Here is a 21434-nt window from a genome sequence, read left to right on the forward strand (position 1 = left end):
TGTGCCCTCGCTTTGACTGCGGCGGTTTCACTTCCTTGCCGATGCGCAATGACAAAGCGCGGGGTTTTCGCTACAAATTCCCCATTGCCCCTCAACCGGACCCCGTGCCATGTTCTTCCCCGTCGCTAGCGCCAGCCGCCGCCAGGCCAAGTCAGCCCACGAGCTGGCCATGTTCAATCTGCTGCTGGTCAACCTCTTGATGCTGATCGCCCTCCTGGCGGGGAGTTTTCTGAGGAAGGGGTCGCCCCTGGCCGACTACAGGCTGGCCGGTGTCCTGGTGCCCCTGGGTATCTCCCTGGGCATCGTGGCCTTTACCTTCGCGAAGGCGGGGAGGCTGACCGCCCAAGGACCCTGGTTCACCGCTGCCCACTGGCGGTTGGCCAGGATGCGTTACCAGATCCTGCTCATCGCCTATGCCGTGGGGGCTGGCCTGATTGGCGTGGGCTGGTTGCTGTCCACCACCCAGAAGACCCATGGCATGCAGGAGTTGATGTTCGTGGCCCTGCAGCGGGTCGCCATCGCACCCCTGCTCATTGCCCTCATGGTGCTTATCATGCTGGAGTCGGGCGCCCTCTATCAGGCCGGGCGCGGCGAGGTGCCCGACAGCCTGATGAAGAAATTCCCCCCGCCGGCGGACTGCCCGGGCGCGGATAAAGAGTTTGGGCTGGAGGATCAGGGCTGATCGGCACTCGGGCCACCGGGGCGGTCTGGCCCTGGAGTCGGACGGGAGTCGTGTCTTGCGTCAAGCGCGGACTGTCCTAGACTCCTTGTGACGAGGGGCGCGTGGCCCCGGCGGGACTCCCCTCCCGGGCCGCGCGGAAGGTGGCAACCATTGGCGAGAGGGGCAACCCATGCGGACCGACGCGGCTCAAATGCTGAGGGATATCGATGCCGAGGTTCATTACACCCGCACCCTGATCGGTCGGGAGGCCTTCGCCCCGCGCGTCATGGCCGCCATGGCCGAGGTGCCGCGCCATCTCTTCGTCCCCGAGGGCGACCGGGACCAGGCCTACGCCAATGGGCCCCTGCCCATCGGTTGGGGCCAGACCATCTCTCAACCCTACATCGTCGCCCTGATGACGGACCTGCTGGCTTCTGGTCCGGGTGACCGGGTGCTGGAGATCGGCACCGGCTCCGGTTATCAGGCAGCGGTGCTGTCGCGGCTGGTGGGACAGGTCTATTCCCTGGAGATCATCCCGCAACTGGCGACGGCCGCCGTCGATCGTTTAGCGCGGTTGGGCTTCGTCAATGTCAGTGTCCGCCAGGGCGATGGCCATCATGGCTGGCCCGAGCAGGCCCCCTTCGATGGCATCCTGGTGACCGCCGCCGCCCGGGCGATTCCGCCGGCCCTGGTCGATCAACTCCGTCCCGGCGCTCGTCTGGTCATACCGGTGGGTCAACCCTATGCCCACCAAGACCTCCTCCTGCTGGAAAAGGGCACGGATGGCGCCCTCTCCCTCACCGAAGTGCTGGGCGTGGCCTTTGTTCCCCTGACGGGCGGCGGGGTGGCGCAAGCTACCGGGGGCCCCTGAGTCCGCGCCGGGTGGCTGGATGCCAAAGCCGGCCCGCAACTCCCCCGGTGCCCCGGTAAGCGCGGTTGCCGAGGGATTTTCGCCAGGAATTCTTGTAAGCAGCGACAATACTTGCCTATAATTGAGGGTTTCACGGAGACGGGGCCGCGTGGTCCCGCCTCGGCCCTCCCCCGATCCTTGGCGCGGTTTCGTCCCCTCCCACCAGGTCCGGCTTGGTAGAACTCAGGAAGCAGCTATGACAGACCTTTCACATTACCGAAACATCGGTATTTTTGCCCACGTGGATGCGGGTAAGACGACGACGACCGAGCGAATTCTCAAGCTGACGGGCAAGATCCATCGCCTGGGTGAGGTGCATGACGGCGAGTCCACCATGGACTTCATGGAGCAGGAGGCGGAGCGCGGCATCACCATCCAGTCCGCCGCCACCTCCTGCCAGTGGAAGGGCTGTCGGCTGAATGTCATCGATACCCCGGGCCACGTGGATTTCACCATCGAGGTGTATCGCTCTCTCAAGGTGCTCGACGGTGGCGTCGGCGTCTTCTGCGGCTCCGGCGGCGTCGAGCCCCAGTCCGAGACCAACTGGCGCTATGCCAATGACTCCCGCGTCGCCCGCCTGATTTTCGTCAACAAACTCGACCGCATCGGCGCCGATTTCTATCGCGTCGTCGATCAGGTCCAGAATATCCTGGGCGCTACTCCGCTAGTCATGGTCCTGCCCATCGGGGTCGAAGGCGGTTTCATCGGCGTTGTCGATCTGCTCACCCGCAAGGCTTGGGTCTGGGACGAGTCCGGCATGCCGGAGAATTACACTATCCAGGATGTTCCCGAGGAGATGGTCGCCCAAGTCGAGGAGTGGCGGGAGAAGCTGATCGAGGCCGCCCTGGAACATGACGACGAGGCCCTGGGGAAGTATCTGGAAGGCGAGGAGCCGGATATCGAGACGGTCAAGGCCTGCGTCCGCAAGGGTACCATCAAGCTCGACTTCTTCCCTACCTACTGTGGTTCTGCCTTCAAGAACAAGGGTATGCAGTTGATCCTGGATGCCGTTGTCGATTATCTGCCCAATCCCATGGATGTCGAGCCGCAGCCGGAGGTGGACCTGGAGGGCAACGAGACGGGCCTCAAGGCCATCGTCGATCCCGACCGGCCCCTGCGCGCCCTGGCCTTCAAGATCATGGACGACCGCTTCGGCGCCCTGACCTTCACCCGCATCTACTCCGGGAAGATCAAGAAGGGCGACTCGGTGCTCAATACCTTCACCGGCAAGACCGAGCGGATCGGCCGTATTGTCGAGATGCACGCCGATTCCCGCGCGGAACTGGAGTCCGCCCAGGCTGGCGACATCGTCGCCCTGCTCGGCATGAAGGGCACCCAGACCGGCCACACCCTCTGCGACCCCAAGCACCCGGCCACCCTGGAGCCCATGGTTTTCCCCGACCCGGTCATCTCCATCGCCATCGCCCCCCGTGACAAGGGTGGTTCCGAGAAGCTGGGCGTGGCCCTCAATAAGATGATCCAGGAGGATCCCTCCTTCCGGGTCGAGACCGACATCGAAAGCGGCGAAACCATTATCAAGGGCATGGGTGAGCTGCATCTGGACATTAAGGTCGATATCCTCAAACGCACCCATGGCATCGATGTCGAGGTGGGCAAGCCCCAGGTGGCCTACCGCGAGACCATCACCCGCCGGGTTGAGGACACCTATACCCACAAGAAGCAGACCGGCGGCTCGGGCCAGTTCGCTCGCATCGAGTATGCCGTCGAGCCTGGCGAGCCGGGCAAGGGCTATCAGTTCGAGTCCCAGGTCACCGGCGGTACCGTGCCCCGCGAGTTCTGGCCCGCCGTGGACAAGGGTTTCCGGGACAGCATGAAGGAGGGCGTTCTGGCGGGCTTCCCGCTGCTGGATGTCAAGGTGAGCCTGATCGATGGTAGCTATCATGCCGTGGACTCCTCGGCCATCGCCTATGAGATTGCCGCCAAGGCCGGCTACCGTCAGTCGGTGCCCAAGGCGGGCCCACAGCTCATGGAGCCCATCATGAAGGTGGACGTCTTTACCCCGGAAGATCATGTTGGCGATGTCATTGGCGATCTCAATCGCCGGCGGGGCATGATCCGGGCGCAGGAGGCCGGTCCTAACGGCGTGCGCGTCAAGGCCGATGCCCCGCTGAGCGAGATGTTCGGCTACATTGGCGATCTGCGCACCATGACCTCCGGACGCGGCCAATTCTCCATGGAATTCTCCCATTATCTGCCTTGTCCCAAGACGGTGGCCGAGGCGGTCATCAAGGAGGTCCAGGACCGTAAGAAGGGCTGATCCCTCGGCCCCGCTGCATTGGATGCCCGCCGGCCTGGTCGGCGGGTTTGGCTAGGCACCCGATGGCGCGGGCCGGGCCGACCGGGTCCGCCGCCCTGAAATAGAAGAGAGAGGCGATATGCTATCCGAGCACCACGATATCGATCACGAATTCCCGGAATACCACCAGAAGCTTGAGGCCTTGTGCGCCACCGACACCGGCTTCACCGATCTGGTGCAGCGACATGACCGCCTGGACGATGAGATCCGCGAGCTGGAGGAGCGTGGTTTGCCCATTGCCGACACGGAGATCGAGGCCATGAAGTTCCGTCGCGCGGAACTCAAGGACGAGATTTATATCCGGTTGCGTAAGGGCTGAGGTTCTAGCCTGGATCCCCGCGCCCCGGCGTGGGGAAGGGGGTCCGGCGCTGGGGGTCGGTACCTGAGGTCCGGAAATCGCTGTTTCTGTACGCCAGGTTTATTCCTGCTTGAGGTATGCCCGGAGTACCGGGCAAGAGCCAATACTCCGGCAACGAATATCCCCGAAGAGTAGTAGCGGGTAAGTTCTCGAGACAGTATTCTGCCATATTGAAGATGTTTGACCCGGCGAGCGGAGCTGCCTAAAGCCTAGGGTTTGGTTAAGGTTCCACAGCCTTTTCCGGGCTTGGCAGGTTGAACATATCAAGCCCAGACCTTTGGCTGGCCTTGAGACTTGAAAATATTGCCGGGATGGAATTTTTCAAGGGGTCCGCAATAAACGGCAACCGCTGAGGCGCGACGCCCGCTCACCACTCGGTTGTTCGCTACACCTATTCCGCTTGACGGAGGAAAGTCCATGACGGAAGTCGTCGCAACCAATGAGACCATTCTGGTGGTCGGTGGTGGCATCAGCGGCATGACCGCCGCTCTCGAGGCCGCCGAAACCGGCAAGCAGGTCGTACTCGTTGAAAAGCGTCCTTATCTGGGCGGCCGTGTCTCCCAACTCTACAAATATTTCCCGAAGCTCTGCTTCCCCACCTGCGGTCTGGAGATCAACCAGCGCCGCGCCAGGATGAATCCCAACCTCCGCGTCCTCACTATGGCCGAGGTTACGGGCATCAAGGGCGACAAAGGCAACTACACCGCCACCGTCAAGCTGTCCCCGCGCTACGTCAACGGCAACTGCACCGCCTGCGGTGACTGCGAAAAGGCGGTCTCGGCGGAGTTTGACGACGAGTACAACTATGGTCTCGGCAAGCGCAAGGGCGCCTATTTGCCCTACCGCATGGCCATGCCGACCCAGTATGTCATCGACCCGCGCCTCATCGGTACCGATGAGGCGGAAAAGGCCAAGGCGGCCTGCAAGTACGATGCCGTCGATCTGGAGATGCAGGAGGAGACCCTCGACTTCCCCTGTGGGGCCGTCATCTGGGCCACCGGCTGGCAGCCCTACGATGCCGCCAAGATTCAGCCCTACGGCTATGACCGCTTCCCCAATGTCATCACCTCCGTCGAGTTCGAGCGGCTGGCTGACCCCCAGGGCCCGACCGGTGGCAAGCTGGTGCGGCCCTCCGATGGCAAGGAGGCGAAAAAGATCGCCTTCATTCAGTGCGCCGGCTCCCGCGACCGCAATCATCTGCTGCACTGCTCCCGCATCTGCTGCATGGCCAGCCTCAAGCAATGCACCTATGTGGCCGATGCCTGGGGCGCCGAGGCCGACGTAAGTGTCTATTACATCGACATGCGCGCCATCGACCGCTTCGAGGACTTCTACGCCAAGGTGCGGGGTATCGAGCAGGTCAAGTTCATCAAATCCAAGCCGGCCTCCGTGGTGGCGGACAAGGATGGCAACCCGGTCGTCCATGGCGTTGATACGGAAGGCTACAAGCGCTTTGCCGACACCCATGACCTGGTGGTCCTGGCCGTGGGCATGGAGCCCTCCGTGGACAAGGACAGCTTCCCGGTCGATATCGTCCTCAATCGCGAGGGCTTCATCGAGGCCGATCCCGGCAACGGCGGCGTCTTCGCCGCGGGTTGCGCCTCGGATGCGCTCGACGTGAACCGCGCCGTTCAGCATGCCACCGGCGCGGCGCTGCGCGCCATCCAGGTCGTCAACGGCGCCGCCGGAGTGGAGGGTTAATCAGATGGCAGTAGATAAGAAATTCGCCGGCTACTTGTGCACCGGCTGCGGTATCGGCGAGCGCCTTGACGCCAAACAACTGACCATGGTGGCGACTCGCGAAGGCAAGATGGCCTCCTGCAAGTCGCACCCCATGCTCTGCTCCGCCGAGGGCGTCCAACTCATCCGTGACGACGTCGCCGCCGGCAACGCGACCCACGTCATGATCGCCGCCTGCTCGCGCCGCGCCAAGATGGAGGCCTTCAACTTCACCGACATCGCCATGTCCCGCGCCAATCTGCGCGAGGGCGTCATCTGGCTGCGTCCGGAGGGTGACGAGCACCAGGAAACCACCCAGGAGATGGCGGATGACTATGTGCGCATGGCCTGCGCCGAGGTCCGCTTCATGACCGTACCTAGTGGCTCCGGCGAGCAAAGCCTGAACCGCAAGCTGCTGGTGGTGGGCAATGGCGTTACCGCCATGGCCTCCGCCCTAGAGGCCGCCAAGGCCGGCTATGGCGTCCATCTGGTGTGTGACGAGGGTGTGCTGGGCGGCGTTTACAAGGACCTCTATAAGCGCGTGCCCTTCCGCGCCGCCCCCCAGGGCGTCTCCAACGCCCGGACCGCACCGCTGCCCCAGCCGGAGGAGCCCGGAATCGCGGAAATGATCGCCGAGGTCCAGGCTAACCCGCGCATCAGCGTCCATCTCAATGCCAGGGTCACCAAGACTTCCGGCGCGCCCGGTCGTTTCTCCGCCGATATCAGCACCGAGTCTGGTGGCACCGTCACGGAGGACATCGGCGCCATCGTCCAGGCCTCGGACTACAAGCCCTACGATGCCAAGCGGTTGCCGGAGTTCGCCTATGGCAAGAGCCCGGATGTGGTCACCAACTTCGAGATGGAGAAGCTGGCCAAGGCCGCCAACGGCGGGCCGCTGAAGCGCCCCTCCGATGGCAAGGAAGTCAATGCCGTGGCCTTTATCCAGTGCGCCGGTCAGCGTTCCGAGCAGGAAGGACATCTGTCCTACTGCTCAGGCTTCTGCTGCACCGAGTCCATCAAGCAGGCCATGTACTTCAAGGCCCAGAACCCGGACTGCGACGCCACTGTGCTCTTCGACGACCTGCGCACCCCGGGTGCCGCGGGCGAGGACTTCTACCGCGCCGGCCAGCAGGCCCGAGTCACCTTCTCCAAAGGCAAGGCCAGCGAGGTGGTGGTCGAGGGTGGCAAGCTGACGGTCAAGTTCAAAGACCTGATCCTGAACGAAGATACGGCTATGGAGTGCGACCTGGTAGTGCTCGCCACCGGCCAGGTGCCCAACACGGGTCCGGACCCCTACGCCCAGTTGGCCGTGGATGAGGCCCCCACCGAGGAGGAAAAAGAGGCCGCCCGCCGGGCCCTGGCGGTCGCGCCGCCGTCCATCCTCAACCTCGACTATCGTCAGGGCACCGACCTGCCGCAGCTCAAGCACGGCTTCGTCGATTCCCACTTCATCTGCTTTCCCTACGAAACCCGCCGCACTGGCATCTACGCCGCCGGTCCCGTCCGGCGGCCCATGGACATGAAGCAGGCCATCGATGACGCCGCTGGCGCCACCCTCAAGGCCATTCAGGCCGCCGAGAACGCCGCCCGGGGCGCCGGCGCCCACCCGCGGGTCGGAGATCTCTCCTACCCGACCTTCCGCAAGGAAGGCTGCACCCAGTGCAAGCGCTGTACCGTGGAATGCCCCTTTGGCGCCATCAACGAGGACGAGCAGAAGTATCCGCAGTTCAACGAGGCCCGTTGTCGCCGTTGTGGGACCTGCATGGGTGCCTGCCCGGTACGCGTCATCTCCTTCGAAAACTATTCAATCGAGACCGTTGGCCAGCAGATCAAGGCCGTGGATGTGCCGGACGAATTCTCGGAGAAGCCGCGCCTCTTGGTCCTGGCCTGCGAGAATGATGCCTACCCAGCTCTGGACATGGCCGCCCAGGCCGGCGGGTCCACGATCAGCCCCTTCGCGCGCGTCATACCGGTGCGGTGCCTGGGTTCGGTGAACCTGAACTGGATCACGGATGCCCTCAACTCCGGCTATGACGGCATCATCCTGATGGGCTGCCGTCGCGACGACGACTACCAGTGTCACTTCGTGCGCGGTTCCAAGATGGCCGCCGAGCGTCTGAGCAAGGTCGGCGATACCCTCCAGCAGCTCAGGCTGGAGACCGAGCGGGTCGTGGTTTACGAGGTCGCCATCACCGACGTCCAGCGTGCGCCTCGGTTGATCAACGACATGGCCGCGACGGTCGAAAAGATCGGCATGAGCCCCTTCAAGTTCTGACGAGCCTGGGGCGCGCGGCGACCGCGCGCCCCACGAGAGGAATACCGACAATGAGCGATCTGAACACGGCGATGATCGAAAGGTATCGCACCAACTTCCTCAAGGAGGTGGAGGCGAATGTCGAGGAGGGCGAGTGGGTCAAGATGTGCATGCAATGTGGCGTGTGCTCCGGCTCCTGCCCCCTAGGCAAGTTCTGGGCCCACCCGCCCCAGGAAATCTTCATGATGATCCGCGCCGGCAAGCGCGAGGAGGTCCTGTCCTCCGACTCCATGTGGATGTGCACCTCCTGCTACAACTGCATCGTGCGCTGCCCCCGGGAACTGCCCATCACCCACATCATGCATGGCCTGGCCAGCTACGCTAAGCGCCTCGGCCTGGTGGCGGCGAACCAGCCCACGGCCAAGTTTGCCCAACTCTTCTGGAATAATCTCATGAAGAAGGGCCGGGTCAACGAGCTCAAGCTCGGCCTGGCGCTCTACTTTATGAACGGCTTTGGCGAGGGCATCAAGATCGCCCTCAAGAAGCAGAAGCTGGGCATGAACATGATGAAGACCCGCCGCATGAATCCCATGGAGATCCTCGGCGGTCATGCCGTCAAGGATCTGAGCGGCTTCCAGAAGGTCATCCAGAAGGCCCAGGAACTGGAAGACGCCCGTATTGCCAAGCATGGCGCTTGAGGAGAAGACATCCATGGCTAAGCGAGAATATTCCTTCTACCCCGGCTGCTCTTCCCAGAAGGGTGCCTCCTCCTCCAACTATCTGGTCTCGGTCCAGACCATGTGCCAGGAACTCGAGATTCAGCTCAATGAGATCCCTGACTGGAACTGTTGCGCCGCCTCCATCGGCTATGGCGGTGGCGGCGAACTGCCCCGCCTGACTCTGTCGGCGCGCAATATCGCCCTCTCCGAGCAGCACAACGCCGGTCAGGATATCGTCGCCACCTGCGCCGCCTGCTGGCTCTCCACCCGCGAGGCCGCCGAGCGCCTGCACGAGGACCAGTCCCTGCTGGCCGAGTGCAACACCGCCCTGGCGGAGGCCGGCCTCAAGCTCAGGAACCAGACCCCCATCAAGCATATGGCGGAGGTTCTGATCGAGGATATCGGTCTCGAGGCCATCGCCGCTAAGGTCAAGAAGCCCCTGGAGGGCATCAAGATCGCGGGCTATGTGGGCTGTCAGACCAACCGGCCCTTCGGCATCGCCGGTGAGTCCTTCGAAAATCCCCAGTATCTCGACAAACTGGTGGAGGCCCTGGGCGGTGATTCCATCCCCGGCTACGAGAAGAAGGTGCAATGCTGCGGTGGCGCCCTGGCCTTCTCCGAACCGGCCAAGTCCCAGGAAATGGTCAAAGGCATCATTGAGTCCGCCTATGATCATGGGGCCGACCTCATCGTCACCCCCTGCCCGGTGTGCCAGATGAACGTCGAGATCTATCAGGACGACATCAACGCCACCTACGGCACCCAGTTCAAGATGCCCGTGGTCTATTACTCGAACCTCATGGCCGTCGCCTTTGGCCGTAGCGCCAAGGACGCCGCCCTCAACGCCCAGATCATCCCCGCCAAGGCCCTGGATGATCTGGTGGCCAAATAGCTCCTGGCGCTAAGCCCGCCCTGATCGGGCTGGCCCTCGTCCGCCCCTAGCCGCCCCACCCAGGCCTCACACCTGAGTCGGGCGGCTTTTTGATGATGGCCCCGCTGCAAGGTGTACCTGTCGCTAATGGGCAGGGTGACGGATGAGCGATAGCCTTAGCCGGTCCCCTAGGGCGCTGGCGCAAGCTGGTGGCGGGAAATCTTGACCTTGTTGGCGCGGCCGAGCAGTTCGAGCAGCAGCTCGACGCGTTCCTTGCCGGTCTCGGCCAGGATGCGGGCAGGCAGGCCGGCGAAGGGGCCGGTGAGGACCTCGACCCGATCGCCGGGGTGGAAAAGGTGCTCCTGGCGCACCACCCCCTCTTCGCTGGCCGTGGCGGTCCTGAGTTGCTCCACCAGCCCGGGTGGGACGGTGGCCGGGTAGCCCCCAAAGCGCACCAGGCCGAGAGCGCCCCGGGTGGAGCGGATGGTAGAGCTGTCCTGCTGCATCAGGTCCAAGTGAATGAAGAGATAGCCTGGGAAGAGGGGCTCGATGCTCTCGGTCCAGCGCCCCCGCCGCCGTTTCTGGGCCTTGACCAGGGGTAGAAAGGTCTCGAAACCCTGACGCTTGAGGTTTTCCTCCGCCAGCTTTTCGTCACGGGCCTTGGTGTGGACGGCATACCAGTGTTCCATGGGTTTCGATGCGAGTCGCGGGCTAGAGGGTCAGGGCGCCCGCCAGCAAGGGCGCCAGTTCCAGGCGGTTGCTCGGGTGGGGAATGCTGTCGGTGCTCCAGATATGGGTCACCCCGGCCTGGCGCAGGCGCTCCAGGGTACCGTCCAGAAAGAGGGCGTGGGTGACGAGCACGGCGAGGGACGCGGGCCGGGTGGGTGCCAGGGCGGCGACGGCCTTCTCCAGGGTGTGACCGGTGCTGGCGACATCGTCCACCAGCACCAGATGACGTCCGGGGGGCGGTGGGTTTGGGAAGCGGACATCGACCTCCCGGTCGCCGTGGCGCTCTTTGGCGCCGACCCGGTAGTCGAGACCGGCGTGGGCGGCGATGGCGGAGACCCACTGGTCAGCCTCCTCGTCCGGGCCGATAAGGAGAGGGTTTTCCAGCTCGCGGGCGAGGAAGTCGGCCATCAGGGGCGCCGCCGTGAGGCAGTGGGCGCGCTTGACCGGGATGGCGTCCTCTAGGCGGGGAACCCGGTGAAGGTGGGGATCGACGGTGATCAGTTCCTCCACCCAGTCCGCCAGGAGTTGGCCAATGATGGGCTGGCTGATGGCCTCGCCGGGGCGGAAGGCTTTGTCCTGGCGCATGTAACAGAGGTAGGGGGCGATGAGGGTCAGGTGGCGTACCCCCAACTCGCGTGCGGCGGCGGTGGTCAGGGCGAGCTCGATAAGTTTGTCGTTGGGGTGATCCAGACTCCGGCACAGGATGACCCGCTCGCCCAGGCCAGCAGGAAGCCGCACCCGGCTCTCACCGTCGGGAAAGTGGTGAATCTCGACCTCGGCATAGTCGAGACCGGCTACGCTGGCCAGGTGCTGGGCCTGTTCCCGGTAGTCGGGAAAGCCCAGGATAAGGGTGGGGTGGGAGGTGGCTATCACGCGGTTTTTCGCTCGGTACACGAAGGGGCAATCAGGAGTGGTGGGCTCGCCTGCCGGCAAGTAGGGGCATTAGTGGTGCATGCCGAGACCCCGCACGGGGATGCGCCAGTCGCTGCCATGGCCATGGCTGTTCAGGGGCGCGGCGATAGCATAGCCGGTTTCCTGGCCGGCCAGGGCGCGGGCGAAGCGATAGTCTGCGGGAAAACGGGCGTAAATGGCGTAAAGGGTCTCGCCCTGACGCACCGGGTCGCCGAGCTTGCGATGCAACTCAACCCCGGCGCCCTGGTCCATGGGCGCCCCAGCCAGGCGGGCGATGCGGGCGATCTGAAAATTGTCGATGGCGGTGACGATGCCGTCCACCGGGGCGGGCACCTCGTGGCGCAGGCTGCCCAGGGGTGGGGGGTCCGGGTTGGAGCCCTGGGCGGCGATGATGGCGCGGAATTTCGCGGCGGCGCGGCCGGATTCCAGGATCTCGCGGGCCAGGGCGTGGCCGGCCCCGCCCCGTACCTCCGGATCGAACTCCAGGATCTGGCCGGCGAGCAGCAGGGACTTGTCGCGCAGGTCCGCCGGGGCCTGGGGGTCGTTGTCCAGCACCGCCAAGACGTCCCGGGCCTCCAGCACCGGCCCTATGCCCCGACCGATGGGCTGACTGCCGTTGGTCAGCACCACCTCCAGATGCAGCCCCAGGCTGTCCCCGACGAATTCGAAGAGCTTGCGCAGCCGCAGGGCATCCTGGTGATGCCGGACCTTGGCGGTAGGGCCGACGGGGATGTCGATCAGCAGATGCGTCGCGCCGGCGGCGACCTTCTTGGCCAGGATGGAGGCTACCATCTGGCCGGGTGAGTCCAGGGACAGGGGCCGTTCCACGGCGATGAGGACATCGTCCGCGGGGGCCAGACGGGCGGTGCCGCCCCAGGCCAGGCAGCCGCGTTCCCGGTGGACGATCTCGTGCAACTGGTCCGGCGACAGATCGACCCGCGCCAGGACCTCCATGGTGTCGGCGGTGCCAGCGGGGGAGGTGATGGCCCGGCTGGAGGTCTTGGGGATGAGCAGTCCATGAGCGGCGACGATGGGCATGACGATGAGGGTGGTCCGGTTACCGGGTACCCCGCCGATGCAATGCTTGTCCGCCACCAGATCGGCGCCCCAGTCCAGCCGCTCGCCGCTGTCGACCATGGCTCGCGTCAGGTACAGGACCTCTTCCCGCTCCAGCCCCACCTGGGCGCAGGCGACGATGAAGGCGGACATCTCGATCTTGGAATAGCGATTGTTGACGATATCGCGGGCGATGGCGGCGTATTCCGCTTCCTCCAGGCGCTCCCCCCGGATCTTGCGATGGACGGAACTCAGGGAGGCCGGTGGCTGGGCCTGGCAGACGGTAACGGGGGTGCCCTCGGGAATTTGGATCTGGGCGAAGGCCTGCTCCGAAAGCCCCAGTTCGTCGGGGCCGACGATGGCCCCGTCGTCCACCACATTGAGGACCGCCAGCACTGGCATGGCGTTCTGGCCGGCGAGGATCTCCACCTTGTTCAGGGCCTGGAAGCCTTCACTGCGGTAATGGGGGCAGTCACGGTGGAGAAAGGCGACGTTCTCGCGGTAGGTATCGATGGCGATCCGCCGCAGTTTCAGGGTGTCCATCGGGTGTCTGGATCCGCTCCTGGTGCTCTGGGCCGCTGGGGGTCTCGGGTAGGCAAGGATCTTTGGCCCCTACCCGCCCCCTATTCTACCTTTAGCAGGGTCGCGGGTATCTGGCGGGATTTTTTTATGCTTAGGATGCTAACCTGATTTCCTCGAACCCCGCCCGGACGGGGTGGCTATTTCATCACGGGAGGCTAGGTCATGTATGTTTTTGGAGTCGTGCTCGATTCCCCTTTCGAGGAGGCGGTGGAGCGGGCGCGCGACCGCCTCTCGGTCTGAGGGCCGAGGCGAGGTATTGATACCCAGCGCTGGTAATGCGCTTCAGTCTATAGCGGCAGGGCCGGGTGGTGTCTGGCGGGGGACGCCGTGAATACGTCCCTGTAGGCTTGACGACAGCATCCCTGCTGTCGACACCCCCGCCAGCCCCCACCCGGCCCTGCCGCGATATGCCGGCGAGTGACCCGCGTTGGCTATATTTGGCTGCAGGAGGGTTAGGGTGAGTGCCCATGGGCGTACTATCCAACTCTGGAAGGCGGTGGGATTGGGTCAGTGCCAGCAATAAAAAAGGACCGCTAGAATGGGGTGTGCCCACCCTGGCGGTCCAACTGGCTTGCTGCCCAGAAACTGTCATGGCCCCTTCAGGTAATCCGAAGGGGGTTTGCCCGTGGCATTCCGTTGCTAGTGGGTCCTGAATTCTTGTAAATCGAAAGGGTGGCTTTGCCTGGCCACCCGGATAATCACTACACTGAGTAGACGTCTGGCTGGATCAGCGCAAGGTCTCGGATTTGGCTAGGCGGCGGCGCACCTCGGAGGCCTTTTCGTTCCCCCTGACGATGCCGATGAGTAGACCCGCCGCCAGCAGTGCCAGCATAAAGCCCCCGATGGTCAAGGCGTCAAAGCTCATGTTGGCCTCTCCGTAAAAATACAATACATTGAAAGCGCTTTAACTCTGAGTACCTGCAAGGGTACGCCACGAGTGTACGGCCCAATGATTTCCTCAGTATTTCGTTATATACTTATTTTGTAACAAACTGTAACGGCGGGCGCCGGCTCTGGCGGGCGCCGTTACGCGGCATTTCGCGCTCGAATGATGGCGCCAGGCGGGTGATCCGCTATCAGCCCTGGCGTCGGGACAAAGAGGGGATAGCTTGCCCTGATGACCGATCACCCCACCCGTCTCCTGGTCGTGGATGACGATGAACATATTCGAGCCCTCCTGACCCGCTATCTGACCCAGGAGGGTTTTGCCGTGGCCGGGGTGGAGGATGGTCCCGCCATGGATGAGTGGCTGGCCCGGAACCAGGCGGATATGGTGATCCTGGACCTCATGCTGCCGGGGGAGGATGGCCTCTCGGTAGCGCGGCGCCTGCGGCGGGAATCGCGCGTGCCGATCGTCATGCTGTCGGCGCGCGGGGACGATATCGACCGCATCGTGGGCCTGGAGGTGGGCGCCGATGACTATCTGGCCAAGCCTTTCAACCCCCGCGAGCTCCTGGCGCGGATTCGTGCCGTCCTCCGTCGCCAGCCAGACCCCGTCCCGGCGGCGCCGAAAGATGCCGAGGCCCCGGTCAAGGCCTTCGGTCCCTATCGGCTCGATGCCAAACGCCGGGAGTTGACCCGTGATAGCGAACCCCTGGCCCTGACCAGCAGTGAATTCGATCTGCTCCAGGTCTTTCTGGCCCGGCCCAATCGCCTCCTGAATCGCGATAGCCTCCTGGATTTGCTGAAGGGGTATGAGCGTTCCCCCTTCGATCGCAGCATGGATGTCCAGGTAGCGCGCTTGAGATCCAAGATCGAGCCCGACACCAAGCACCCCATCTATATCCGCACCGTCTGGGGCAAGGGCTATGTCTTCACCCCCCAGGGCGAACCCTAGCCGCCCCGCGCCATGCGTTTGTCCCTCTTCAGCCGGGCCCTGCTGACCCTGGTCGTCACCTTTGGGCTCTTCGCCATTCTGGCCTTCGCCGCCGTGGTCCAATTCGCCCTGATACCAGTGGCCGATCGCTCGACCCAAGACCTGACGGCCCTCATGCTCCTGGCAACCGACACCCTGGCCCACCTTGATGCGGGGCACCAGGCGGCTTTTCGTGCCAGCATCGCCCGTGACCATGGCCTGCGCCTGCTCGCACCGGGTCAGGTGCCCCAGGACTTGAGCGACTATTACTTTCCCTACATGGCGCGCCTGAAAAAGGCGCTGGGCGAGCGCCTCGGGACACCCGTGGCGGCGGGCAGCAATTTCGAGGATGGTGAACGCTGGTTGTGGGTGCGCCTGCCCGTCCGGGGCGCGGTCGTCTGGGTTGGTTTCCCCCGGGAGCGGGTGGGGAGTCGGCCCTTCGAGGGCCTGGCCCTGGTGGTGTTCGTCTCCCTCATCCTCCTCGTCCTCTCGGCGGCCGTGCTGGCCCGGCGCGTTACCATTCCCCTGGAGCGATTATCGAAGGCGGCGGAACAGGTCGCTCAGGGTTTCTCGCCCACGCCCCTGCCGGAAACGGGCCCCCGGGAGCTGGCCAACCTGGCGCGGCAGTTCAACGAGACGAGCCGTCAGGTACGGGAACTCCTGGCGAACCGCACCCTGCTGCTGGCCGGTATTTCCCACGACTTGCGCACCCCATTGACACGCCTGCGCCTGGCCCTGGAGATGTTGCCCCGCGACCCAGCGCATCTGGACCTGCTGGAGCGCATGGAAGGGGACCTGGAAGAGATGAACGGCCTGATCGGCCAGGCGGCGGAACTGGGGAAAAGCCTGGGCCGGGGCGAGCCCCGCTGGGTCGATCTGGACAAGTTGCTCGGCGACCTGTGCGAGGCTAATCCGCGCCTGAAATGGCAGCCCCTGTCGGCTTGTTGTCATGCGGTCGATCCCCTGGCCCTGCGGCGCATCGTCGGCAACCTGCTGGAGAATGCCCTGCGCTACAGCCAGGGTGAGGTCGAGGTGCGCCTGGCTTGCGCCCAACCGCCGGAAATCCAGGTTCTGGATCGCGGCCCGGGTATCCCCGAACAGGAGCGCGAGGCCGTCTTCCGGCCCTTCTATCGCCTGGAGCAATCCCGCAACCGCGCCACGGGCGGCAGTGGCCTGGGATTGGCGGTCAGTCGCCAACTGGCGCTGGCCAACGGCATTGATCTGCGCCTGGAGCCGCGGCCCGGTGGCGGCCTTATCGCCAGCCTGCGTCTGGCTGGACAAGGGGGCTGGGACCGGCTGGCCGCTCCTCCCGCGCCGAATCCAGTTGACGCCAACGACGGCACTGCCTAAATTCCGCTTTCCGGCAAGTCCGCGCCAAGACGGGCAGGGGCGAGGGCCTGGCCGGCTTACGCGACCAAGACCGGCCCGGTTACGGCTGATTCGACCACCTAGCGGAGTATTCACAGATGCTGCAACCCGGCGATCCCGCCCCACCCTTCTCGCTTCCGGACGCGGACATGGACCGCTTTCATTCAGAGAAGCTGAAGGGCAAGAAGAACCTGGTGCTCTACTTCTACCCCCGGGACGATACCCCAGGCTGCACCCTGGAGGCCCTGGAGTTCACGGACCTGCAGCCGGAATTCGAGGCCCTGGAGGCCGAGGTCGTCGGTATCAGCATGGATAGCTGCGTCAGCCATGGTGCCTTCCGGGATAAGCATGGCATTAATGTGCGGCTGCTGGCGGATACCGAGGGGGAGGTCTGCAGGGCCTATGGCGTCTGGCAGGAACGCGAGCGTCAGGGCGAGAAACGCTGTGGGATCGTTCGTTCCACCTTCCTGATCGATAAGGCGGGAGCCATCCGCCAGGCCCTCTATGACGTCAAGCCCAAGGGCCACGCCGCCCAGATGGTCACCCATTTGAAGGAGTTGTGAGAGGCCAGAGATAAATCTAAGCCTGTGAAACTTCGTGGCGCCATCCTGCTGTTCCTCCTGGTTTTCGGGCTGACCCCCCTGCTCACGGCGGCGGCCATCAACCTGCCGCTGGTTCTTGACCGGGTGGCCCTGTTTTACCAGAAGGCCTACCTGCAAAATCTGCGGGCGGACTTCCGGGATCTGGATCAGCACTTGGCCAGCCGGCACGAGATGATCCGTCTCCTGACCAAGCTGCCGGAGCCGGGGCTCATCCTCGGAGAGCAGGGCAACGAGGAGGAGATCGACCTGGCCAGGGCTCGCTATACGGGCTGGATCAATCAGATCCTGGGTGAGCAGCGGGATATCGTGCAGATCCTCTTTCTCGACGCCGAGGGTCAGGAGCGCTTCTGGCTGGGGCGTGACGCCAAGACTCAGGAATGGCAGCCGACGGTCCGGCTCCCGGACCATCCCAGTGAGGAACTGGAGGCGGCGGGCCTGGTCCTTCCGCCGGGCGAGGTGCTGGTCAGCCGGATCCGCATCGAGCCGGATGCCGGTGGCGACAATCCCCGGCAACTCATGCGCCTGAGCCTGCTAAGCGCCATCGCCAAGGACCCCCAATCCCCGCCGGATGGACTGGTAGTCATGACCATCGACGTGGGCGGCCTGGCCCAATTCTATCGGGATACCTTTTGGGTCACCGACACGGGACGCTATCTGCGCCCCGGCCAACCCTGGCGCGACGAGGACCTGGCCTTCGCCGATTTTCCGGGCCTGGAGGAGATTTTTACCCAGCATATGCCCGTGCTCTGGCGCGGCGAACGGGGTACCCAGGTCTTCTGGGTGCCCATGTTTGTCACCGAGGATGCCCGGCCGCTGTGGGTAGGCCGGCCGGTGGATCCCTCGCCCCTCGACAGCTTTCGCAACGCCCTGGTCCTGCGGGTTGGCCTCGTCATCCTGGTCCTGGTGATGGCGGTACTCATCATGGCCGGCTGGATTACCCGCCGCCTGGAGTTGATGGGTCGGGAACTGACCACGGGGGTGGATCGCGTGGTGCGTTCGGGCGAGGGGGTTCACTTCGCCTGGCAGGGGCCACAGGAGGTGCGGGACTTTGGCGACCAGCTCACGGCCCTGGCCAAGACTCATGTCGAGTATCTGCGGAGTGCCCGCGCCCATACCCTGGAACTGGAACGTTCGAACCGATACAAATCGGAGTTCCTGGCCAATATCAGCCACGAACTGCGCACCCCACTGAATTCCATCCTGCTCCTGTCCAAGATGCTTGCGGACGACAAGGCGGGGCTTGCCATTCCCCAGCAGCGCCAGGCACGGGTCATTAACGCCGCCGGGCGTGACTTGCTCGCCCTGATCGATAATATTCTGGATATTTCGCGCATCGAGGCCGGTAAGGTGATCCTCAACCCGGAGTGGGTCGATCCGCGCCAGATGACCGAGGAAGTGCTGGAACTGGTTGCGCCCCAATTCGCCGACAAGGGGCTCACCCTGCGCCTGGACGTAAGAACAGCGGTCACGCCGCGTATCTACAGCGATCCCGCCAAGATCCGCCAGATCCTCAAGAATTTTCTCGCCAACGCCGTCAAGTTTACCGAGAAGGGTGGGGCCACCGTCACCCTCGACCGGGCGAGCCAGGGTGATCTGCTCTTGAGCGTGACCGATACGGGCATCGGCATCCCCGCCGACAAGCATGCCCTCATCTTCGAGGCCTTTCAGCAGGCCGATGGCTCCACCCGGCGCCGCTTCGGTGGCACCGGCCTGGGCCTGACCATCAGCCGCGAACTGGCCCAGCGTCTCGGGGGGAGCATTCGTGTCACGAGTCAGGAGGGGCGCGGCGCCAGCTTCACCCTGCGTCTGCCGGTCGAGTTGGATCCGGGATCCCTGGAGGAGGCGCCTGCCGAGGGCGAAGCGGACGCCCCACCCAGCCTGCCGCCCCGGATCGAAGAGCAGCCAGATGTCGCTACCAAGGGCGGCGATTACGTGGGGCGTTGGGTGCTACTGGTGGATAGCGACGCTGCCAGTCTGGTGGCGGAGACGCGGATGCTGGAGTCCTTCGGTTTGCGCATCCAGATGGCGGCGGACGCCGAGGAGGCCCGGGAAGCCCTGCGCGAGGAGGCCGGCTGCGCCCTTGTCCTTTTGGCCGAAATGGTGTCTCTGGCCAATACCTGTGATACGATTAAGGCTATTCGCCAGGATGCCCCTGCGGGAACCCTCCCGCTCGTTATCATCGGTCGATTCGGAGAGGCGCAAGCCCGCGACAGCTATCTTGATGCCGGCGCCCAGGATTTTGTCGCCAAACCCATGACGCGATCCAGGCTAGGGGTGGTCCTCGCGGCCAACCTGGGCGCCGGAGAACAGTTGAGCAAGCAAGAGACGGCATGAACCGCTATTCCGGCTTCAAACTCCTCATCGTTGATGATCATGCCCACAATCTTTTTACCTTGCGGACATTGATCGAGGCACACATGGATGTGACCCTCCTCGAGGCCACCTCCGGACAGCAGGCCATCGACCTGACGCTGCATCACCCGGACATAGATCTCATCATCTTGGATGTGCAGATGCCGGATATGGACGGCTTTCAGACCGCCGCTCTGCTGAAGATGCGCAAGCGCACCCGCGATATCCCCATCATCTTCCTCACCGCCGCCTTTAAGTCCGAGGAGTTCCAGCAGCGCGGCTATGCCATCGGGGCCGTCGATTATCTGCTTAAGCCCATCGAGGACAACCAGTTCATCAATAAGATCAGCACCTACTTCCGGCTGATCGAGAAGGAGCGGGCCCTGAACCAGGTGCTGGAGCGCCAGGTCGCCGAGCGCACCGCCGAACTGGCTCAGGCCAAGCAGTACCTGGAGAATATCATTGCCTATATGGGCGAGGCCCTTCTGATCCTGAACCCCCAGGGGGAGATCAAGTCCGCCAATCCCGCCGCCTGTCGGATGCTCGGTTACCGGGAATCGGACTTACGAGGCATGTCCATTGGCGACGTCTTCGAGGAGGAGGGCGACGAAGTGGCCGGCGCCTTCATGGGTCTCTGGTTGGAGGCCTTGATCCGCGCGGGGGCCTTAAGCAAGATCGATGCCCGCTTCATCGCTAGCGACGGTCGCCGCGTGCCCATTCTCTTTTCCCGCACCGCTGTTCGTGACCCGGACGGTGGTATCGCCGATATCATCTGCATCGCCAAGGACATGACGGGCTATGTTCGTGTCGATCAGGATAGGGAAGACGCGGCTCAGACCGCTCAAGAACCCCTTTAGGAGCCGTCCATGACCGAGCCAGACCGCAATACCCTGCCGGAAGATGAAGAGACTTCCCTGACCGCTAACGCCCTCAAGGCCATGGCCCATCCCCTGCGGTGGAAGATCATCTGTTCCCTGGGCGACCGGGAGCTATCCGTGGGCGAGATCGTCGAACGGACCGGCACCTCCCAGAGCAATATCTCCCAGCACTTGGAGCAGTTGCGCAACAAGAACATCGTCGTGGCCCGCAAGGAGGCCAACCGCATCTTTTACCGCATCCGCAACCCTCAGCTACTGGATCTGATCGGTATCATGCGCGACGTGCTCTGCCCGGCGAATCTGGACGACCGTTATCTACGTTAGTCTCGATTCCGGGTTGCGGGTGCGGCGCCCCTCTTCTCCTCCTCTGTTGCCAGGGCCTCCCCTTCCATGGGCTCGCAATCGTCGCCGAAGGTGGGCTTCGATCTTCTTAAGCTGGGCGGGGTAGTAGGTCATCGCAAAGTAGCTCGACCAGCCCAGGTACCAATTGTTGATCCGCTCGACGCTCGTCTCCAGAGCCAGGTGGGTGCCCCGCGGGGTCAGCTCATTGACCTTGTCCATCGCTGCTTGCAGGGCCTTGCGCGAGATCGCAATGGTATCCCCCACCATGGTCAGTCCCAAGAACTTGACCCGATCCGAACGGGCCCCTTGGCTCCTATCGCGGTTCACCACCCGTTTCAGTCTCTTCTCGATGTATCCGCCAATGCTGGCCATGACCCGCTCGGCTGGCTTGGGGATCTCTACCCGCCGCGCCGGTGAGGGTTCGTAAGTCCAGCTTTCTAGCTCCACGGTCAGCCGGCTTAGCTCGTCGTCCAGGCGTGTCTCGAACTTCGCAATCGTCACGCCGACGATGCCGGGAGCTCCCTTGTTCTTCCTCACGGGCTGGAATCACGCCGCCAGATAGTCCCTGGCGCACAGGTCCTCGAAGAGTCTGCGCTCGTCAGTCAATAGGTCTCTGCCGCCCATTTCACTCTCTTTCTGCATGGATCCTTCAACGATCACCGCACCCGCGATTAACCCGGCAACTAGGTCCCGGGCACTCGCCGGCTCCACTTGGGCTGGTCTCGGACCCATAGTCTCTAACAAGCTTCATCAACCGCTGACGTGTTCCGCCCTTCACCTACCGCATCTTCCGGATCAACCGGGAAGACCCGGCCAACGGCCACACCAAGACCCCGTTCGGACGCGCCCTGGCGGGCCTGGAGATCAAGGTCATCCATGCCCACACGCCACAGGCCAAGGGGCGGGTGGAGCGGGCCAACACTAAACCCTGTGTGAGGTAGTTCCGCTA

The 21434-nt window shown here is 63.8% G+C and carries 18 protein-coding genes and 1 pseudogene; 14 read left to right on the forward strand and 5 right to left on the reverse strand.

The window, feature by feature from the left end:
* Window positions 1-109 precede the first annotated feature (109 nt).
* The 8 genes from IPN92_01930 (at window position 110) to IPN92_01965 (ending at window position 9830) form a co-directional block, all read left to right on the forward strand.
* Window positions 110-682 (forward strand): hypothetical protein, encoded by a 573-nt coding sequence (locus IPN92_01930; GenBank protein ID MBK8637079.1) that lies wholly within the window; start codon window positions 110-112, stop codon window positions 680-682.
* 169 nt (window positions 683-851) lie between these two features.
* Window positions 852-1532, forward strand: a complete 681-nt coding sequence (locus tag IPN92_01935) for a protein-L-isoaspartate(D-aspartate) O-methyltransferase (GenBank protein ID MBK8637080.1) — start codon at window positions 852-854, stop codon at window positions 1530-1532.
* Between the two features lie 235 nt (window positions 1533-1767).
* Complete coding sequence (locus IPN92_01940; protein MBK8637081.1) at window positions 1768-3849, forward strand: elongation factor G; 2082 nt, start codon at window positions 1768-1770, stop codon at window positions 3847-3849.
* 118 nt (window positions 3850-3967) lie between these two features.
* Window positions 3968-4207, forward strand: coding sequence for a DUF465 domain-containing protein (locus IPN92_01945; protein MBK8637082.1), 240 nt, complete (start codon window positions 3968-3970; stop codon window positions 4205-4207).
* A gap of 456 nt (window positions 4208-4663) precedes the next feature.
* The gene (locus tag IPN92_01950; protein ID MBK8637083.1) at window positions 4664-5947 is read left to right on the forward strand and encodes a CoB--CoM heterodisulfide reductase iron-sulfur subunit A family protein; all 1284 of its coding nucleotides are present in this window, start codon (window positions 4664-4666) and stop codon (window positions 5945-5947) included.
* 4 nt (window positions 5948-5951) lie between these two features.
* On the forward strand, window positions 5952-8240 hold the full coding sequence (locus tag IPN92_01955; protein ID MBK8637084.1) for a hydrogenase iron-sulfur subunit: 2289 nt from the start codon (window positions 5952-5954) through the stop codon (window positions 8238-8240).
* Window positions 8241-8290: 50 nt separating this feature from the next.
* Window positions 8291-8917 carry a 4Fe-4S dicluster domain-containing protein gene (locus IPN92_01960; GenBank protein MBK8637085.1) on the forward strand — a complete coding sequence of 209 codons (627 nt, stop codon included), beginning with the start codon at window positions 8291-8293 and terminating at the stop codon, window positions 8915-8917.
* 13 nt (window positions 8918-8930) lie between these two features.
* Window positions 8931-9830 carry a CoB--CoM heterodisulfide reductase iron-sulfur subunit B family protein gene (locus tag IPN92_01965; GenBank protein ID MBK8637086.1) on the forward strand — a complete coding sequence of 300 codons (900 nt, stop codon included), beginning with the start codon at window positions 8931-8933 and terminating at the stop codon, window positions 9828-9830.
* Between the two features lie 167 nt (window positions 9831-9997).
* Here IPN92_01965 and rfaH read toward each other — a convergent pair whose 3' ends face one another.
* The 4 genes from rfaH to IPN92_01985 form a co-directional block, all read right to left on the reverse strand.
* A complete protein-coding gene (rfaH, locus tag IPN92_01970; GenBank protein ID MBK8637087.1) occupies window positions 9998-10498 on the reverse strand; it encodes a transcription/translation regulatory transformer protein RfaH in 501 nt (166 codons plus the stop codon).
* Window positions 10499-10520: 22 nt separating this feature from the next.
* Window positions 10521-11408 carry a ribose-phosphate diphosphokinase gene (locus IPN92_01975; GenBank protein ID MBK8637088.1) on the reverse strand — a complete coding sequence of 296 codons (888 nt, stop codon included), beginning with the start codon at window positions 11406-11408 and terminating at the stop codon, window positions 10521-10523.
* Window positions 11409-11480: 72 nt separating this feature from the next.
* Window positions 11481-13049 (reverse strand): thymidine phosphorylase family protein, encoded by a 1569-nt coding sequence (locus IPN92_01980; GenBank protein MBK8637089.1) that lies wholly within the window; start codon window positions 13047-13049, stop codon window positions 11481-11483.
* Window positions 13050-13815: 766 nt separating this feature from the next.
* A complete protein-coding gene (locus IPN92_01985) occupies window positions 13816-13953 on the reverse strand; it encodes a hypothetical protein (protein MBK8637090.1) in 138 nt (45 codons plus the stop codon).
* A gap of 252 nt (window positions 13954-14205) precedes the next feature.
* Here IPN92_01985 and IPN92_01990 point away from each other — a divergent pair, with 252 nt between their 5' ends.
* The 6 genes from IPN92_01990 to IPN92_02015 all read left to right on the forward strand — a co-directional run bounded on the left by IPN92_01990 (window position 14206) and on the right by IPN92_02015 (window position 20467).
* A complete protein-coding gene (locus IPN92_01990) occupies window positions 14206-14925 on the forward strand; it encodes a response regulator (GenBank protein ID MBK8637091.1) in 720 nt (239 codons plus the stop codon).
* 12 nt (window positions 14926-14937) lie between these two features.
* Window positions 14938-16293 carry a HAMP domain-containing protein gene (locus tag IPN92_01995; protein MBK8637092.1) on the forward strand — a complete coding sequence of 452 codons (1356 nt, stop codon included), beginning with the start codon at window positions 14938-14940 and terminating at the stop codon, window positions 16291-16293.
* Between the two features lie 116 nt (window positions 16294-16409).
* Window positions 16410-16874 carry a peroxiredoxin gene (locus IPN92_02000; protein MBK8637093.1) on the forward strand — a complete coding sequence of 155 codons (465 nt, stop codon included), beginning with the start codon at window positions 16410-16412 and terminating at the stop codon, window positions 16872-16874.
* A 24-nt stretch (window positions 16875-16898) separates the two neighbouring features.
* The gene (locus IPN92_02005) at window positions 16899-19247 is read left to right on the forward strand and encodes a response regulator (protein MBK8637094.1); all 2349 of its coding nucleotides are present in this window, start codon (window positions 16899-16901) and stop codon (window positions 19245-19247) included.
* Window positions 19244-20122, forward strand: coding sequence for a response regulator (locus IPN92_02010; GenBank protein MBK8637095.1), 879 nt, complete (start codon window positions 19244-19246; stop codon window positions 20120-20122). The genes IPN92_02005 and IPN92_02010 overlap by 4 nt, the downstream gene beginning before the upstream one ends.
* Window positions 20123-20131: 9 nt before the next feature.
* The gene (locus IPN92_02015; GenBank protein ID MBK8637096.1) at window positions 20132-20467 is read left to right on the forward strand and encodes a helix-turn-helix transcriptional regulator; all 336 of its coding nucleotides are present in this window, start codon (window positions 20132-20134) and stop codon (window positions 20465-20467) included.
* Here IPN92_02015 and IPN92_02020 read toward each other — a convergent pair.
* Window positions 20459-21109 (reverse strand): annotated as a pseudogene (locus IPN92_02020) (hypothetical protein). The gene IPN92_02015 and the pseudogene IPN92_02020 sit on opposite strands and share 9 nt — an antisense overlap.
* Between the last annotated feature and the right edge of the window lie 325 nt (window positions 21110-21434).

This window comes from Chromatiaceae bacterium, from assembly GCA_016714645.1.
GTDB lineage: Bacteria > Pseudomonadota > Gammaproteobacteria > Chromatiales > Chromatiaceae > M0108.

What these genes read in the sequence shown, in the direction of transcription:
- IPN92_02000 (MBK8637093.1), top strand. Translation starts at nt 16,410, where the DNA reads ATGCTGCAACCCGGCGATCCCGCCCCACCCTTCTCGCTTCCGGACGCG.
- IPN92_01945 (MBK8637082.1), top strand. Translation starts at nt 3,968, where the DNA reads ATGCTATCCGAGCACCACGATATCGATCACGAATTCCCGGAATACCAC.
- IPN92_01965 (MBK8637086.1), top strand. Translation starts at nt 8,931, where the DNA reads ATGGCTAAGCGAGAATATTCCTTCTACCCCGGCTGCTCTTCCCAGAAG.
- IPN92_01930 (MBK8637079.1), top strand. Translation starts at nt 110, where the DNA reads ATGTTCTTCCCCGTCGCTAGCGCCAGCCGCCGCCAGGCCAAGTCAGCC.
- IPN92_01980 (MBK8637089.1), bottom strand. Translation starts at nt 13,049, where the DNA reads ATGGACACCCTGAAACTGCGGCGGATCGCCATCGATACCTACCGCGAG.
- IPN92_01960 (MBK8637085.1), top strand. Translation starts at nt 8,291, where the DNA reads ATGAGCGATCTGAACACGGCGATGATCGAAAGGTATCGCACCAACTTC.
- IPN92_01950 (MBK8637083.1), top strand. Translation starts at nt 4,664, where the DNA reads ATGACGGAAGTCGTCGCAACCAATGAGACCATTCTGGTGGTCGGTGGT.
- IPN92_01955 (MBK8637084.1), top strand. Translation starts at nt 5,952, where the DNA reads ATGGCAGTAGATAAGAAATTCGCCGGCTACTTGTGCACCGGCTGCGGT.
- IPN92_01940 (MBK8637081.1), top strand. Translation starts at nt 1,768, where the DNA reads ATGACAGACCTTTCACATTACCGAAACATCGGTATTTTTGCCCACGTG.
- IPN92_01985 (MBK8637090.1), bottom strand. Translation starts at nt 13,953, where the DNA reads ATGAGCTTTGACGCCTTGACCATCGGGGGCTTTATGCTGGCACTGCTG.
- IPN92_01990 (MBK8637091.1), top strand. Translation starts at nt 14,206, where the DNA reads ATGACCGATCACCCCACCCGTCTCCTGGTCGTGGATGACGATGAACAT.
- IPN92_01935 (MBK8637080.1), top strand. Translation starts at nt 852, where the DNA reads ATGCGGACCGACGCGGCTCAAATGCTGAGGGATATCGATGCCGAGGTT.
- rfaH (MBK8637087.1), bottom strand. Translation starts at nt 10,498, where the DNA reads ATGGAACACTGGTATGCCGTCCACACCAAGGCCCGTGACGAAAAGCTG.
- IPN92_01995 (MBK8637092.1), top strand. Translation starts at nt 14,938, where the DNA reads ATGCGTTTGTCCCTCTTCAGCCGGGCCCTGCTGACCCTGGTCGTCACC.
- IPN92_02010 (MBK8637095.1), top strand. Translation starts at nt 19,244, where the DNA reads ATGAACCGCTATTCCGGCTTCAAACTCCTCATCGTTGATGATCATGCC.
- IPN92_02015 (MBK8637096.1), top strand. Translation starts at nt 20,132, where the DNA reads ATGACCGAGCCAGACCGCAATACCCTGCCGGAAGATGAAGAGACTTCC.